At 65.7% G+C, this 14,264-nt stretch carries 16 protein-coding genes; 8 read left to right on the top strand and 8 right to left on the bottom strand.

From position 1 onward, the window contains the following. Positions 1-11: 11 nt before the first annotated feature. The 3 genes from AWB77_RS32870 to AWB77_RS32860 form a co-directional block, all read right to left on the bottom strand. Positions 12-1,778 carry a ShlB/FhaC/HecB family hemolysin secretion/activation protein gene (locus AWB77_RS32870; protein WP_244158732.1) on the bottom strand — a complete coding sequence of 589 codons (1,767 nt, stop codon included), beginning with the start codon at positions 1,776-1,778 and terminating at the stop codon, positions 12-14. Continuing rightward, a complete protein-coding gene (locus AWB77_RS32865) occupies positions 1,751-4,045 on the bottom strand; it encodes a two-partner secretion domain-containing protein (RefSeq protein WP_244158731.1) in 2,295 nt (764 codons plus the stop codon). Before AWB77_RS32865 ends, AWB77_RS32870 begins: the two co-directional genes overlap by 28 nt. 127 nt (positions 4,046-4,172) lie before the next feature. Next, positions 4,173-5,117 (bottom strand): LysR family transcriptional regulator, encoded by a 945-nt coding sequence (locus AWB77_RS32860; protein ID WP_061138625.1) that lies wholly within the window; start codon positions 5,115-5,117, stop codon positions 4,173-4,175. Between the two features lie 265 nt (positions 5,118-5,382). Here AWB77_RS32860 and AWB77_RS32855 point away from each other — a divergent pair, with 265 nt between their 5' ends. The 3 genes from AWB77_RS32855 to AWB77_RS32845 all read left to right on the top strand — a co-directional run bounded on the left by AWB77_RS32855 (position 5,383) and on the right by AWB77_RS32845 (position 6,646). Next, the gene (locus tag AWB77_RS32855) at positions 5,383-5,733 is read left to right on the top strand and encodes a hypothetical protein (RefSeq protein WP_061138624.1); all 351 of its coding nucleotides are present in this window, start codon (positions 5,383-5,385) and stop codon (positions 5,731-5,733) included. A 30-nt stretch (positions 5,734-5,763) separates the two neighbouring features. Next, the gene (locus tag AWB77_RS32850; RefSeq protein WP_061138623.1) at positions 5,764-6,021 is read left to right on the top strand and encodes a hypothetical protein; all 258 of its coding nucleotides are present in this window, start codon (positions 5,764-5,766) and stop codon (positions 6,019-6,021) included. A 91-nt stretch (positions 6,022-6,112) separates the two neighbouring features. Further along, the gene (locus AWB77_RS32845) at positions 6,113-6,646 is read left to right on the top strand and encodes a cupin (protein ID WP_061138622.1); all 534 of its coding nucleotides are present in this window, start codon (positions 6,113-6,115) and stop codon (positions 6,644-6,646) included. A 5-nt stretch (positions 6,647-6,651) separates the two neighbouring features. Here AWB77_RS32845 and AWB77_RS32840 read toward each other — a convergent pair whose 3' ends face one another. Continuing rightward, positions 6,652-7,602 (bottom strand): DMT family transporter, encoded by a 951-nt coding sequence (locus AWB77_RS32840; RefSeq protein ID WP_061138621.1) that lies wholly within the window; start codon positions 7,600-7,602, stop codon positions 6,652-6,654. Positions 7,603-7,965: 363 nt separating this feature from the next. Between AWB77_RS32840 and AWB77_RS32835 the strand changes: the two genes are divergently transcribed. After that, the gene (locus AWB77_RS32835) at positions 7,966-8,439 is read left to right on the top strand and encodes an ElaB/YgaM/YqjD family protein (protein ID WP_061138620.1); all 474 of its coding nucleotides are present in this window, start codon (positions 7,966-7,968) and stop codon (positions 8,437-8,439) included. 83 nt (positions 8,440-8,522) lie between these two features. Then, on the top strand, positions 8,523-8,978 hold the full coding sequence (locus tag AWB77_RS32830) for a response regulator (protein WP_061138619.1): 456 nt from the start codon (positions 8,523-8,525) through the stop codon (positions 8,976-8,978). A 53-nt stretch (positions 8,979-9,031) separates the two neighbouring features. Here the strand turns inward: AWB77_RS32830 and AWB77_RS32825 are convergent, their stop codons facing one another. Continuing rightward, positions 9,032-9,307 carry a DUF1488 family protein gene (locus AWB77_RS32825; RefSeq protein WP_061138618.1) on the bottom strand — a complete coding sequence of 92 codons (276 nt, stop codon included), beginning with the start codon at positions 9,305-9,307 and terminating at the stop codon, positions 9,032-9,034. Between the two features lie 195 nt (positions 9,308-9,502). Further along, entirely contained in the window at positions 9,503-9,727 is a 225-nt protein-coding gene (locus tag AWB77_RS32820; protein ID WP_061138617.1) for an FmdB family zinc ribbon protein, read from the bottom strand. Between the two features lie 119 nt (positions 9,728-9,846). On the opposite strand from AWB77_RS32820, the gene AWB77_RS32815 reads away from it, so the two are divergent. Further along, positions 9,847-10,392, top strand: a complete 546-nt coding sequence (locus AWB77_RS32815; protein WP_061138616.1) for a DUF4142 domain-containing protein — start codon at positions 9,847-9,849, stop codon at positions 10,390-10,392. A gap of 73 nt (positions 10,393-10,465) precedes the next feature. Here the strand turns inward: AWB77_RS32815 and AWB77_RS32810 are convergent, their stop codons facing one another. Further along, on the bottom strand, positions 10,466-11,161 hold the full coding sequence (locus tag AWB77_RS32810) for a carbonic anhydrase (RefSeq protein WP_082852802.1): 696 nt from the start codon (positions 11,159-11,161) through the stop codon (positions 10,466-10,468). A gap of 258 nt (positions 11,162-11,419) precedes the next feature. Between AWB77_RS32810 and AWB77_RS32805 the strand changes: the two genes are divergently transcribed. After that, positions 11,420-11,731, top strand: a complete 312-nt coding sequence (locus AWB77_RS32805; protein WP_061138646.1) for a TFIIB-type zinc ribbon-containing protein — start codon at positions 11,420-11,422, stop codon at positions 11,729-11,731. 75 nt (positions 11,732-11,806) lie between these two features. After that, positions 11,807-12,313 carry a CBS domain-containing protein gene (locus tag AWB77_RS32800; protein WP_061138615.1) on the top strand — a complete coding sequence of 169 codons (507 nt, stop codon included), beginning with the start codon at positions 11,807-11,809 and terminating at the stop codon, positions 12,311-12,313. A gap of 15 nt (positions 12,314-12,328) precedes the next feature. Here the strand turns inward: AWB77_RS32800 and AWB77_RS32795 are convergent, their stop codons facing one another. Further along, positions 12,329-13,714: a glycosyltransferase family protein gene (locus tag AWB77_RS32795; protein WP_061138614.1), complete on the bottom strand. Its 1,386-nt coding sequence runs from the start codon at positions 13,712-13,714 to the stop codon at positions 12,329-12,331. Positions 13,715-14,264 lie beyond the last annotated feature (550 nt).

Below are 14,264 nucleotides of genomic sequence, written 5' to 3'. Positions count from 1 at the left end.
CGTGATCGGCCTCAGAAAGACTTCGTGAGCGCGACCCAGAAGCGGTTCGCGTGGCCGGTGCCGAGCGTCGACGGCACGTAACCCACGGTGTGCGCGTACGACATCGACAGCAGAAAGTCGTGCGGCGCGGCGAAGGTCGCGCCCGCGCCGAGTCCCGAGAGCCGCACGTGATCGCTGCCGCCGGCGACCGGATGCGCGGCGATCTTGCCGTCGGCGGTATCGACGAAAGCGGCCAGCGTGACGAGCACCGGCACGAGCGATTGTCTGATCGCCTGCCGCACTTCGAAGGTCGCGATATACGCTTCGTCGACGGGCGCGTCGCCGGTCGCGTAGGCGCGCACCGCGTACGGGCCGCCGAGCGAAATCTGCTCGGACGAGTCGAGATTGCGCGAACTCGCCTGGCCGTTGATCGCGAAGTAGAGCTGCGTGCCGCTGGACTGTGCGCCGATCACCTGCGTGTGCGTCGCGGCGAACACGAGCTTCGTGAACGAACCCGCGATGTGCGATGCGACCTGTTCCGGCAGCGGCGACTTGTAGCGCAGGTTGCCTTGCTGGACGCTCGTGTCGAAGGTCGTGATGCTTTTTTCGAGCGTGAGATTGCCCGACAGCCCGAGACGGCCGACGTCGCTCGTCTTGTCGCTCACGGAATCGAACGCGCCGAGATGATCCGACAGCAGCTTGTGGTCGTAGCCGAGCGTCGTGTACACATTCGCGGCGGGCGAGCGCAGGATCGGGTAGCTGATGAACGTCGAGACGACGTTGGCGCTGCCGTAGGCATCGAGTTCGTCGAACTGGCCGCCGACCGAATACGTCGAGCGCGTGTAGCCGGCGCCCCACGCGAGTCCGCTGCCGCCGAGCGGCACCGTATAGCCGATGTTGCCGTAAAACTGCCCGGTGACCGAGCCGAGAAGCCGCGCGCCCAACTGATCGCCGATGCCGAGCGGATTGTTCCATTGCAGCGCGCCGATGAGACGCGCGGTGCCGGTCGTCGTCTGGCCGTAGTTGTCGGCCTGCACGCTGCCGGACACGGGCCGCGCCTTCGGCACCGCGAGCGTCATGTCGGAGGTGCCGGGAAAGCGGCCCGGCGAGATGGTCGCGTTTGCGCCCGTCGTGCCGGCCGCGTCCTGCGCGAGCAGCGTCGCGCGGGTGAGGGCGCGCTCGTCGATCACGTCGCCGGTCTTGAGCGCGCCGAAGAATCGTGCGATGACGGCATCGCGCGTGCGCGACTGGTTGTCGATGCCGATGCGCCCGTAGCGCCCCTCGCTCACCGCGATCCGCACGATGCCGCCGTCGATCTGCTGCGGCGGCACGTAAGCGCGCGCGACGAGATAGCCGTGCCGGCGATAAAACGCGCTCACGCGATCGGCGGCGCCTTCGAGATCGTCGAGCGAACGCGCCGGACCGATCAGCGGCCGCACGATATCGAGCAGTTCCGCCGTGGAAAACAACGTGTTGCCGCTGAACGCGAAGCCCTTCACCTCGAAGCGGATGCCGCCCGTCGCGCCCGGAACCGGCGACGCTGCGGGCGCGGGCGTCACGTTCAGGCGCAGATCGGACGGCGGCACCGGCGCAGGCGCTTGCTGCTGCTGTTCGCGCAGCGTGCTGCCCGCGTTCGGCAGCGTCTGCGCGTGCGCGTCGCGCATATCGCGCGCGGTCGCGGCGACGAGCGTCGCGAACAGGACGGCGAGCCGGCGCGAAGCCGCGGCGCGGTATCGTTCGCGGGGCCCGAAGCGTCGCACGCGCCGGGGCCTCACATGCGGCATACGTGACCGGGCCATGCGTCGTCCGGCAGACGGCTGCCGTCGCTCGACGAATCGGTGCGCTGCTGCACGAGCGGCGCGGACTCCGGCTGCAATCCGGGCGTCGCGTTGCCGAGCGGCGCGGGGTTGGCGGCGTCGGTGCGCACGGAATCGAGAATGCCGGGAACCGTCGCCGCCGTCGTGACGACGGTCTGCGGCGCGTCGGGCAGTATCGGTTCAACGGGCGGCGGCGGCGGTGCGGGCGTGCCCGCAATGCGCAGCGTGCCGCCCTGCGTCGTGATCCTGTAACCCGTGGGGCCGCCCGCCGCCGTGATCGTGATCGCGTAGGTGCCGATCGCCGCGCCCGGGGTCGCGCCCGTGCTCGTCACCGTGAAGATGAACGGCTCGTGCGTCGTGGGGCTGTCGGCGAACGCGTTGCCGTAGTGCGCGCCGTCGTAGCGCAGCGCGATGGATACGTCGTTCGGGCCGAGCACGTGCGGCGTGTTGAACGGCACGTCGATGTTGACCGCCGTCAGCGTGACCTGCTGGAGCGCGTTGAACGCGAACCGGTTGCCCGTCGCGGATGCCGCGCGCGCGTCGGCGCCGCCGGTGAAGGCATCGCCCCACAGCGCGAGGTTGCCGCTTTGCAGGCCGCCGAAAGCATCGGATTCGGGTGCGTCGGAATAGACGAGCCAGCGCCCGTTTGGCGTGGCGAGCGCCTGCGCGCCCGCGCGATTGACGAAGCTCGCGGCGGCGAGCGTGATCGCCGTGCCGTTCGCGCGGCTTTTAACCGGCGCGGCGAGCGTGAGCGAAGGGGCGGTCAGCGTGACGGCGCCGCTCGCCGATACACCCGACAATCCCGCAACATTGCCGATGACGAGCGGCGCGCCATCGTCGAGCGCGATCGAGCCGGCGTTCGCCGCGAGCGTGCCGATGCGATTGCCCGCGTTCATCAGCGTGTAGACGCCCGCGCCGCCTTGCAGCGCAAGATTGGCCGCTTCGATCGGCGCCTTTTGCGTGGCGGTGCCGGCGGTCGTCATCGCCAGCGTGCCGTGCGGCGCGCGGATCGGCGCATCGAGCCGGATGCCGCTTTGCGCGGCGAGCGAAAGCGTGTTGACGCCGTTCCACGCGACCGGGCCGTCGATCAGCACGAAGCCGGACGGCGCGAAGCCTGGCGGCGACGCGGCGTCGATCGACACATTGGTCGATTCGAGCACGCGTGAAAGCGTCGCGCTGCCGATCGTGCCGAAGCGCTGCCCGATGGCGTCGCCGCTGCCGACGAGCGCCGCGAAATCGCTCGCGATGCGCCACGTCTCGGTTTGCCCCGGTGCCGCCGCCGTCGTGACCTGCGCATCGGGCGCGACGCGGACCTGCGTGCCCGCCGTCTCGATCGCGCCGCCATGGCCGCCGTTGGGCGCGGACGCGTCGAGCGTGCCGCCGACCTGCACGACGCCCGTTTCCGCGACGAGCCGGATCACGCCGTTCTGGTTCACGGCGCTGCGCGCGCGGATGATGCCGGTGTTGTTCACGACGTTGGCGAAGAGCGCGTCCTCGGCGCTCGCGGCGAGCCAGGCCTGCCCGCCGTCGGCCTGAATAAGTCCGTGATTGGCGGCCAGCGCGTCGAGCGCGCCGCGTTCCACCGACAGGCCGATCATGCTGTGGTCGCCGAGCGTCACCGCGACGCGTTCGCCCGCCGCGAGCGCGGCGAATCCGCCGGGCGAATCGATGGTGCCGGCGTTGATCGCGCGCGCGCCGATCAGCGCGACATAGCCGCCGGGCGCGCTCGTGATCGTGCCGAGATTGACGACGGCCGCGCCTTCATCGTGATGATGATGGCGATGCCAGCGCCCGTCGCCGGCGAAGGTGTAGTGGCCGCTCATGAAATCGCTCGTCGACAGATTGAGCGTCGACGCGAGCAATCCGCCGACGTTCACCTGCGCGCCCGGCCCGAAAATCACGCCGTTCGGATTGACGATGAACACTTGGCCATTCGCGTCGAGCTTGCCGAAGAACGCTGTCGGACGCGGCCCGACGACGCGGTTGAGCGCGATCGCGTTGGCGCCCGGCTGATTGAACGTGACGGATTCGCCGGGGCGCGTGCTGAACGAACGCCAGTCGATGGCGAGGCGGCTGCTCGTCTGCTGAATGGTCGTGTTCGCGCCCGTGCTCGTCACCGTGCCGGAACCGCCGACGACGCGCGCGCCGCTCGGCTCCGCGTGCGGGCACACGTACGCCGTAGCGCAAAGCATGGCGGCACACAAGCGCAGCGCGGAGAATGCGCTGCGTGCGCGCAGGGACTCGTTCATGTCGGCCGGCTCCTCTCTGTTGCGGTGCATCGACGCATCGCGATGCAGGCGCACCATCAAGCAGTTTAGTGTTCCGAACCATGCTTGCAACTACGCGTTTAGAGAACGTGCGCGGCGTCTATTTGTCTTAGGGATGCGATGTTTTATCCGATGAACAGGCGGGCTCGCTCGCGAGCGTACCTTCGACGAATTCGCGCAGGAACGCGACCCACGTGCGAATTTTTGCGTCGAGGTACTGGCGGGACGCGTACATCGCGTAGATGGTCATGGTCTGGAGTTCACAGTCCGGCAGCACGCGCACGAGCGCGCCGCTTTGCAGCCACGGCAGCGCGGCGAGCATCGGCAAGGGCGCGATGCCGAGCCCGTTCGACAGCGCGACGGCGAGCGCGTCGGCGGAATTCACGCGCAGGCGGCCCGGCTTCAGTTCCACTTCGACCTGTCCACGCGGGCCCTCGAAAATCCATCGGTCGACGGGAAAGAAGGTCGTCACGAGTTGCAGGCACGCATGATCCGACAGGTCATCGATGCGCCGCGGCACGCCCGCGCGCTTCAGATAATCCGGCGATGCGCACAGCACGCTCGGCATCGAGCAGATTTTCGTGGAGACGAGCGCGGAGTCGGGCAGGGCGGATGTCGCGACTTGCAGGAAGACGTCGAAGCCTTCGTCGAGCATGTCGGGGACATGCTGCGAAAGCGTCAGTTCGACGCGGACCTGCGGATGCTCTTCCAGATAACGCGTGAGCGCGGGCACGACATAGTGCTGACCGAAGGTGATCGGCGCGTGCATGCGCAGCACGCCCGCCGGCGACACCTGCGCGTTGCTCGCTTCGGCCTCGGAGAGATCGACGAGTTCGAGCACTTCCTTGCAGCGCGTGAGATAGCGGTTGCCGGCGTCGGTGAGCGCGACGCGGCGCGTCGTCCGGTTCAGCAAACGCGTGCGCAGATGCGTTTCCAGCTCGGTGACGGCGCGCGACGCCTGCGCCGTGGTGATGTCCATTTGCTGCGCCGCGACGGTAAAGCTCGCCGCTTCCGCCACGCGCGCAAAGATTCTCATGCTTCGCAACAGGTCCATCGTCCCGCCATTCGTTTGACGAAGCCGGAACTATCCCACGGGCGCGCGACGGCGCGCAACCTGCCCGCGCGATGCCGCTTGACGACGCCGCACCCGGCATCGGCCGTCGTTTACGCACATTCGTTTCAGGATTCACATCTGTTACAGGGCTTGTAACTCAGTGCTCCGGCGCCCCGGCTAACATGGATTCATGACTGCATGTGAGTTCAGGAACGCATCGCGGTCCGTCGCGGTCTTCGGGTGGGTCTTCTCAGCAGAGGAAGAAATGAACGTCAAAGGCTTGGTCGGGATTGGAATCGCGCTGTCGGCGGCACTCGTTTGCGAAGCCGCGATGGCGCGCGTGAGCGTCGGCATCAATCTCGGCGTTCCGGTGGCGCCCGTGTATGCCGCGCCGGTGTATGTCCAGCCCGCGCCGGTCTATATGGCGCCGCCGCCTCCGCCGCCGGTCGTCTATCAGCCGTATCAGACGTATCAGCCTGCCCCGGTCATGGTGGCGCCGGCGCCCGCCATCGTCGTCGGATGGCACGGCGACCGCTACTGGGATGGGTATCGCTATTGGGGACGCCGCGACTGGTACGCGCGTCACGGCGGCTACTACGGCTATCGCCACTGGTAAGCCGGGCGCAAGAGGGAACGGGGCAATATCATGAACGATCAATCTCGAACTCGAACCCGGGCGCGCGCGGCGCGCTCGCTCATCGTGCCGGTTGCGCTGGCGCTCGCCGCCGGTCTCGGCGGATGCGTCTACGCACCGCCTTATGGCTACGCGCCCGCACCCGCGCCTGTCTACGGATACGCGCCGGCGTATGGCTATGCCTATGGGCCGGGATATTACCCGGCGCCGTCGGTGTCGCTCGGTATCGGCTTTTCGGGCGGCGGCGGAGGGCATTGGCACGGACGCTGACGCTAACGCGTGCGCGAATTCGCGTGGCGCATATCGTCGGACGGGAATGTGCGTTGCTGTGCTTTCTCCGACTCTTTCGGAGAAGCGCAAGATGGCTGAGCAAATCGTAAGCCTTCAGTCGCAGCACGCCCGCTGCGAGCATTTCATGCTGCCGCCCAATGGCTGGGTGCCGAACAACACGCGTCTGCCGGTGCTCGTGTGGCGCGGCGCGATCGATCCCAAATCCGCCGACTGCGCCGCGCGCTTCGAAGCCCTGTTCGCTCAGAACGGCTGGCCGCCGCAATGGCGCGACGGCGTCTTCGACTATCACCACTTTCATTCGACCGCGCACGAGGTGCTCGGCGTCGCCTCGGGCGATGCGGAGCTCATCCTGGGCGGTCCGCACGGCCGCGTGATTTCAATCAGCGCCGGCGATGCGCTCGTCCTGCCCGCCGGCACCGGTCACTGCCGGCTGACGGCGGGACGGCGCTTTCAGGTCGTCGGCGCATATCCGCCCGGACAGCAATGGGACATCCGCCGCGAGGCCATCAGCGAAGCGGAACGTGTCGCGATGGAAGCGCTGCCGTTTCCGCGAAGCGATCCCGTCGCCGGTGAGGACGGGCCGCTTACGCTTCACTGGCACTAGCCGGCTTACGCCTTACTTTCCTTGGCGCATTGCGTCCGGCGTGCGCCGATCAACGGCACGCGCTTGACGACGCCCGTCGCCAGTGCCGTGCCGACGAGCACGATCGCGCAGGCCGCCGCCATCCCCGCCGATACCCGTTCGGCGAGAAACAGCGCGCCCCAGAGAATCCCGAAGATCGGAATAAGAAACGTGACGGTGATGGCGCGCGCCGGTCCGGCTACCGAGATCAGATGGAAGAACATCATGTAGGCGATGCCCGTGCACGCGACGCCCAGGCCGAGCACCGCGCTCCACGCGTGCAGCGAAACCGCGCCCGCCGGCCAGAAAGCGAGCGCGAAGGGCAGCAGCACGAGCGTCGCGGCGCTCATCGTGCCGGCGGCGACCGTCAGCGAATCGACGCCCATCAGATGCTTCTTCGTGTAGCTTGCAGCGACGCCATAGCTCGCCGATGCCGCGAGCGCGGCCAATGCGGCGAGCGTGGTCGACATCGGCGAGATCGGCGCGATGCTCGCGTCGTGCACGAACATCTGATCCCAGACCAGCGCGAGCACGCCCGCGAAGCCGATCGCGAGTCCCGCGACGCGCATGCGCGTGAGGCGGTCGCCGAGCCAGGCGTAGGCGACGATCGCGCCGAAGAGCGGCGTCGTCGCGTTGATGACGGACGTGACACCCGCCGACAGCGTCAATTCCGCATACGCGAACAGGCAGAACGGCGCCGCCGAATTGAGCACGCCGACGACGAGCAATGGCCAGGCGCGCTCGCGCATCGTCGAGAAAGCCTGCTTCGCCCGGCCGCGCAGCGCGAGCATCAAGAGTAGAAAAAGCGCGCCGATACCCACGCGCAACGCCATCAGCGGCGCGACGCCGAGATCGGTCACGCCGACGCGGATGAACAGGAACGAGCCGCCCCATAGCGCGGCGAGGACGAACAGTTGAGCGAGATTGACGGGCTTCATGGCGGGCTTCGCGATAGGAGTGAAGAGGCGAAGCCATCGTATCGGCGTGTGCCATGCCAATGTTTCGGCGCGGCGTGAAACGAAAGATGCGGCGTTGTCGGCGCGGCTCGTGCATCGCCGCTTCTTTCGGGACGCTCGCCCGGCTTCGCTCTGTGTCAGGCATCGTACGGCGCGCGCCCGTGCATCGGCAAACGAGCAATTCTCACCGTCTTGTGAGAAAAATTGACAAGTACGATGCCGCCTTTTCCGCGGCCGATGCCCTGGTTGCCGGCGCGCGGATTCGGTGCGACTCTTGCGTCATGGTCAGGGGGAGTCGGACGAAGGCTTTGCAGCGCGATGGACGCAGTCAACCGGAGAACAGCCATGGACAATGCAAACGGCAGCACGTCGACGGTTCAGTCGATGCCGGACGGTGCTCGGGACAATCCGCCGCTCGCGCGCCGCACGGTGGCGAGCGCGATGGAGGCCGCGCTCGCGCCCGGCATGGCGCAGGCGCAAGCCGCAAGCGTGACGCCGCTCGCGCCGGGCGAGGCGCACAAGCCCGCGAAGCACGCGCCGTATCACGTGCACGGTTCCGTGCTCGAAGGCGGCGATAGTCCGACGGTGCTCGCGCAGCCCGCCGCGACGCACGCGCAGGGGCAGGGCAGCCGATACCATCCGTCGCGGCCGATGCCTCGCCGCGCGCGCGAGGCGCTGGCGGGCGCGCAGGACGTCATCGCGAAGCAGTACCGGCAGGCGAAGGAGGGCACCGACGACTACGTGCACGCGAATCCGTGGAAGTCGATTGGATTGGCGGCCGTCGGCGGGCTGATCGTCGGCCTGCTCGCTGCCCGCTGAAAACGCCGCGGCCCGCGATGAGCGGGCCTCAACCTTGCTGAAGCGGATTTATCGGCATGCGCTCGTCGCCATGCCGGGCCGATATGGAAGATCGCTCGTACGACATCTGCACCGACCGGTGCGAAATCTGGAACCCGCTGACGATGGCGCTCGCCGGTCCGCGGCGCGTGCTGATCGTGCATTCGGAGTCCAATGTCGGCGATTCTTTCGCGCTCCTGCTGGCGATGCGCGGTTTCGAAGCCGTGCAGATCGGCGATGCGCCGAGCGCCGCGCAGCTCACGCGCCGGTGGCGTCCGCAGGTGCTGTTCGTCGATACGCTCATCGGCGAGCCGCACGATCACGCGCTCGCGCGCATGCTGCGCGAAGTGCTGATGGCCGACAAAGCCGAAGGGGACGTGGAGTTGCTGATCGCGCTCGCCGCCGATGCGGACCGCGATCCGCGCGACGCGCTGCATGCCGCCGGCTACGATGGCTTCTGCAGAACGCCTTGCCCGGTCTGGTGGATGTTCGACGTGCTGAAGTGCTTCTACGCGCATTGACCGGGCGGCGCATCATGCCGCCGCCCGTACCCGGAAAGGCATGGAACCGAGGCTCAGACCGCCTTGGATGCCTTGAAATCGTTGGTTTCCAGTTCGACCGACTGGCCGCCGTTGCGCTCCAAGGCGCGCCGGGCCGCGTCTTCGATTTGCAAGCGTCCGCCTTCGAACGCGGAGAGGAGATCGTGCGACGACGTCCCGCTATTGCCGAAGTGATCGTTGAGCGCATCGAGGGAAATGCTGCACCACACCTCGCGGCCGTCCACCTTGGCCTCGAACGCGACACGCGCTGCCGCCACCACGTGACGCCGCCCGCTGAACTCTATCGTCATCCTTATCACCTCCTGTTGTTCGGAACACGTTAAGCGGGATCATCGCGGGAAGCGAAACGCCGGCCCGCGATGGCGATGCCTTCCGACCGCACGCAGCCTTGCGCGCCGCGTACTGTCGTATTGCATGATACGCCCGGCTCGCCGGAGCCGGGCGCGGGATGCCACGGCGCTGAGTTTGCAATGGCCGTGCCCGCACTAGCGGCAGCAGAGACAGCCGCCGCGATGCGTCATGCCATAGCTTCCGGCATCTTCGCCGCTGTCGCCGGACGCACGTGCGCCGCCGACGCTCGGCGCGCCGATCGTCACACGCGCGGCCGTCGCGCCGCACTGCGGACAGGGTGCGGGATCGTCGCGCTCGGCGATGCGGCGGACGGCTTCGAATGCGCCGCAGTCTGCGCACGCGTAATCGTAGACAGGCATGAGATTTCCGTTCGGAAGAGTTCGGGGTGGTTGGGCCAGTGTAACAAGCGATGCATCGATGCGTGGTGGCACCACCATTGCTGAAACGAACCTGACCACTTACTCAGGAGGCCACATTCATGAACCGCAAAGCAACGCTACGCACTACGCTCGCCGCCGCACTCATCGCCACGCTGCCGCTCGGCGCGCTCGCCCAGACCGAAGCCGCCAGCACGACGATGGCGAACGATCTCGCCCCCGTCGACAAGGCTTTCGTACAGGCCGCGTCGTCGTCGGGATCGACGGAAATCGATGCCGCCAAGCTCGCCACGAAGCAATCGCAGGACAAGGACGTGAAGTCCTTCGCGCACCACATGATGGTCGATCACACCAAGCTCACGATGCAGCTTAAGATGGCCGCGCCGCACGGCGTCACCGTGCCGAAGGACAACTCGGACACGTCGGTGCTCGATTCGCTCAAGCCGCTGCACGGCAAGGACTTCGATACCGCGTATATCCAGAAGGTCGGCGTGCAGGGACACCAGGAGGCCGTTCAGGCGTTCCAGAAGGAAGCGCAGGAAGGACAGAACGCGAAGCTCAAGCAGGCCGCGCAGAAGGCGCTGCCGACCATCCAGGAGCACTTGAAGATGGCGCAGGATCTCGCCGCGAAGAAGGGCGTGCAATAACGCGATGCAGCCGCGCGTTCATGCGCGTTTTGATGGGCGTTTCGGGCGCGCGGCGTCGCGTGGAGCGCGGCGTCTAGCGCGCGTCCTTGCGCAACATGCGCAGGCGCGCTTCTTCGAGCGACTCGAACTTGCTGTCGGCTTCGTCGTAGATCGAGACCTTGCCGCGCCCGATGTCGTACACCCAGCCCTGCACTTGCAACTTGCCGAGCGCGAGCCGTCCCGCGACCGCCGGGTGCGTGCGCAGGTGCGTCAGTTGCAGGCGGATGTTCTCTTCGACCATCGCCTGCACGATGCGCTCTTCTTCAAGCTTTCTCGCCATGACGACGCTGCGCGCGGCTTCGGCGTTGCGCAGCCATGCGTGAACCGTCGGCATTTCATCCGCGATGGCTGCGCCGGACGAGAGACCTTTCATCGCGCCGCAATCCGAATGGCCGCAGATCACGATCTGCCGCACGTTGAGCGCGAGCACCGCGAATTCGACCACCGCCGACACGCCGCCCAGCATCTCGCCATACGCCGGCACGATATTGCCGATGTTGCGGCACACGAAAAGCTCGCCCGGACGCGTTTGCGTAATCATCTCCGGCGACACGCGCGAATCCGCGCAGGTGATGAAAAGGGTGTGGGGCGCCTGCTGACGCGCGAGGCTCTGGAAGAGGGCTTCGCTGTCGGGGAAGACGTTGCGGCTGAAGTCATCGGCGCCTTGCAGTAGATACAGGAGATCGTGCGGATCGGCGCCGTTGCGTTCGCTCATCGATTTGTCGGACATGATGTTGCCTTTTCGTTCGGTTACGGCACGCGTTCACGCGCGCCGCGTCAAGGCGAGAGCTTGCGGGGTTTTGAGATAGATCGCAAGCGGCATGCGGCTTTGCTTCTCTCGCTGATGTTCGTCGGCTTGCACCAGTGCGGTGCGACGTCATCGTTCGGTTCGGTTTTATCGAACTAAAGCGCTCAAAATCTCGCATTTTTCGATTTCACGCCTTCCGCTAGATTGCTTTACATTGAAAGCAAACGGAAAGGAATCGACATGAAATGCCCGGTATGTCCCGCCACCGAACTGCTGATGACCGTACGCGAAGGCATCGAGATCGACTATTGCCCGCAGTGCCGTGGCGTGTGGCTCGATCGCGGCGAACTCGATCAGATCATCCGTCGCGCGGCGCAGGCATCGCTCGCCGAGGCGCAGGCAGGCGAGCACGACGACCGGCACGAGCGCGGACACGAGCGCGAGCGCCGTGCACATCGGCATGACGGTTATCAATACGGCGACTCGCGCGGCAAACGCGAACACGGGCGTCGCAAGAAATCGTTTCTCGGCGATTTGTTCGACTTCGATTGAGCGCGTCGGGTGCTTCAGCGTTTGAGTTGGGCGAGCGATACGGTTTCAATGCGAAACAGCTATGGAGAACGGCAAATGGCAACGGTGAAGCAAGTCTTGAAGGCGAAGATCGACACGACGGTTCATATGATCGATGTGAATGCGAGCGTGTATGAAGCGGTCGCGCTGATGTCGCGGGCGCAAGTCGGGGCGCTCGTCGTGATGACGCGCGATGCGGTATGCGGGATCGTCACCGAGCGGGACTACGCGCGCAAGGTGATTCTGCAGGACAAGGCTTCGCGCTCGACGGCGGTACGCGACATCATGACCGCGCCCGTGATGGCCGTGACGCTCATGACGAACACCGACGAGTGCATGACGCTGATGACGCAGCAGCGCATCCGTCATCTGCCGGTGATCGAAGGCGACAGACTCGTCGGCATGATTTCGATCGGCGACATGGTGCGGCATCTTATCGAGGAACAGCAGTTCGCCATCGATCAGCTTGAAACGTACGTGCGCGGACCGCAGCCCGAGCTACCGACGTGCGCGCTCACGCGGCGCAGTCCGATCCCGCAGACGCTCGCGGCACGGTTTGCGTAACGAGGCGCGCCACGTTCAGGTTGCTTCGCTCGTGAGCAGGCGCTGCAGCGTGCGCACGACGTCGTCCCAGTCGCCGAGGCGGCGGGCGCGCACGAGACGCATCGACGGATACCACGGCGTGCGGTGCGGATCGCGCTCATAACGCCACTCCGCGACCTCGTTGAGGAAAAGATGGCACGCCTTGCCGAGCGCGCCCGCGATGTGCGAGAGGGCGCCGTCGTTGCCAACGAACGCATCGAGCGCGTCGACGATATTCACGCTGTGAGCGAGCGTTACGTCGGGCGGGAGCGTGGTGAAGCGTTCGGATTCGTGCGCGCGCGGATCGTCGAGCCAGCGCTTGCGCTCGAAGCCGCGCTGCATGATGACCCAGTGGATGTCGGGTGTACTGTCGAAGAGCGGGTGCAGATCCGGCAGCGTGAGACTGCGATTGGCGAAATTGTTCGCCGAGTCGCACGACGACCAGAAGATGCCGACACAGCGCCGTCCGCCCGCGCGCCGGCGTATGTCGCCGACGATCGCATCGACGGAGGAAGGCTCGATCGGTTCGATGTAGCGTGCCGATGATGCATGGCCGAGCACGGGGAAGAGAGAGGTGAAGAGGGCGAATGGCTCGGTCCACGACGCGCCATCCGCCGCGACGACGAAGCCCGCTGCGCGAAGCGCTTCGGCGTCGCGCGCCTGCTCGGCCGCGGGCATCGCGAAGCGATACGTGCGGTCCGATCCGTCGTTGTATTCGATATGCACGCCCAAGGCTTGGAGTGCGCCCGCGTAACGCACCCAGTTGACCTGATCGCCGTGCCCCGATGCGATCGACGTCAACGTCATTTGCGCCGGCAGCGCGCGGTCTCCGCACCAGTAGTGTTCGGTATCGACATGGGGAAACAGCACGCGACGCGCTTCCCGCGAAGACCAGTAGCGGTGAAACAATTCGACGCCGCGCGCGATGCCGTTCAGACGCATCGCACTGCGTCCCTGATGATGTCCGAGCACGTACGCCGAATGTTCGTCGACGCCTTCCGGGCTAAGGTTCAGAACATCCTCGTCGGCGCCGAGGTAATGCCAGCCGTACACGCGCCACAGAAACGGCATGAGCGGGTGAACATCAGGCTTTGTACCGACGTACTCGATCATGGCGAGCGCGACTTCTTTCAGTCCGAGATGCGCACACGCATCACACAACGCATGCATCTGGAATCCGAACGTGTTCGAGCGACGGGTGATCTGGCAGCAAAGGTCGACCGTGCGCAGAAACTCTCCGGCGCGCAAATGCGCGACCGCGCGCCAATGCCAGTAATCCGCCGTACCGCCGTCGGCCGCGGCGCGTTCGTCGAGAAAACGGAAGCACGCTGCGACTTCACCGGCATAGAGCTTCGAATAAAGGTGCGCGTAGTCTTCGATCATGGATAAGCGTCGGTTCGTCGGTGAGCGGCATTATGCGCAGTGTCTGGCCATTGATTCGCAAATGAGAAATTTTCTTACCAAGATTGAAAATTTTTGAATAATGTTTTGGCAGGCGAACGCGGCTTGAAAGTGAAAGACACCGTCGTGTCTCGCCTGATTATAGGAAATGCGTCAGGACGACCTGGCTGGAAACCTTGGTCGGACTGAATGCGTTAGCGTCGCTAACTGAATCTACGCGGTAGTTTCTTGTCGAGCGAAAACACAGGCTGAACTTGGGACTTACGCCAAATGTCACGGCAAGATACAAATGTCGGGTGTTTGGCTCATTAGAGACCGTTCATGACGGAACTCCTTGAAGACGCTGGCACTGAGCGTGCGCTTCACGGAGCGAAACCGGACATTTCTAACGAGCCCAAACCCGACATTAGGATATAGCCGCTACACCAAATGTTGCTGCAAAGTTCAAATGTCGGGGTTGCCGCTAAGTAGAGATGTCGGGTTTGGAACGGATGTTTCTGTTCAGGTTGTGGGGTTGGGGCGGCGCAGCCGC

Source organism: Caballeronia fortuita (genome assembly GCF_001544835.2).
Taxonomy (GTDB): Bacteria; Pseudomonadota; Gammaproteobacteria; order Burkholderiales; family Burkholderiaceae; genus Caballeronia; species Caballeronia fortuita.
The sequence above is the reverse complement of the archived record's forward strand: the minus strand, read 5'-3'. Positions and strand labels throughout refer to the sequence as shown.

Excerpts from the sequence above, each read along its gene's own strand:
- AWB77_RS32870 (WP_244158732.1), bottom strand. The coding sequence starts at position 1,778 with ATGGCCCGGTCACGTATGCCGCATGTGAGGCCCCGGCGCGTGCGACGC.
- AWB77_RS32865 (WP_244158731.1), bottom strand. The coding sequence starts at position 4,045 with ATGAACGAGTCCCTGCGCGCACGCAGCGCATTCTCCGCGCTGCGCTTG.
- AWB77_RS32860 (WP_061138625.1), bottom strand. The coding sequence starts at position 5,117 with ATGGACCTGTTGCGAAGCATGAGAATCTTTGCGCGCGTGGCGGAAGCG.
- AWB77_RS32855 (WP_061138624.1), top strand. The coding sequence starts at position 5,383 with ATGAACGTCAAAGGCTTGGTCGGGATTGGAATCGCGCTGTCGGCGGCA.
- AWB77_RS32850 (WP_061138623.1), top strand. The coding sequence starts at position 5,764 with ATGAACGATCAATCTCGAACTCGAACCCGGGCGCGCGCGGCGCGCTCG.
- AWB77_RS32845 (WP_061138622.1), top strand. The coding sequence starts at position 6,113 with ATGGCTGAGCAAATCGTAAGCCTTCAGTCGCAGCACGCCCGCTGCGAG.
- AWB77_RS32840 (WP_061138621.1), bottom strand. The coding sequence starts at position 7,602 with ATGAAGCCCGTCAATCTCGCTCAACTGTTCGTCCTCGCCGCGCTATGG.
- AWB77_RS32835 (WP_061138620.1), top strand. The coding sequence starts at position 7,966 with ATGGACAATGCAAACGGCAGCACGTCGACGGTTCAGTCGATGCCGGAC.
- AWB77_RS32830 (WP_061138619.1), top strand. The coding sequence starts at position 8,523 with ATGGAAGATCGCTCGTACGACATCTGCACCGACCGGTGCGAAATCTGG.
- AWB77_RS32825 (WP_061138618.1), bottom strand. The coding sequence starts at position 9,307 with ATGACGATAGAGTTCAGCGGGCGGCGTCACGTGGTGGCGGCAGCGCGT.
- AWB77_RS32820 (WP_061138617.1), bottom strand. The coding sequence starts at position 9,727 with ATGCCTGTCTACGATTACGCGTGCGCAGACTGCGGCGCATTCGAAGCC.
- AWB77_RS32815 (WP_061138616.1), top strand. The coding sequence starts at position 9,847 with ATGAACCGCAAAGCAACGCTACGCACTACGCTCGCCGCCGCACTCATC.
- AWB77_RS32810 (WP_082852802.1), bottom strand. The coding sequence starts at position 11,161 with ATGTCCGACAAATCGATGAGCGAACGCAACGGCGCCGATCCGCACGAT.
- AWB77_RS32805 (WP_061138646.1), top strand. The coding sequence starts at position 11,420 with ATGAAATGCCCGGTATGTCCCGCCACCGAACTGCTGATGACCGTACGC.
- AWB77_RS32800 (WP_061138615.1), top strand. The coding sequence starts at position 11,807 with ATGGCAACGGTGAAGCAAGTCTTGAAGGCGAAGATCGACACGACGGTT.
- AWB77_RS32795 (WP_061138614.1), bottom strand. The coding sequence starts at position 13,714 with ATGATCGAAGACTACGCGCACCTTTATTCGAAGCTCTATGCCGGTGAA.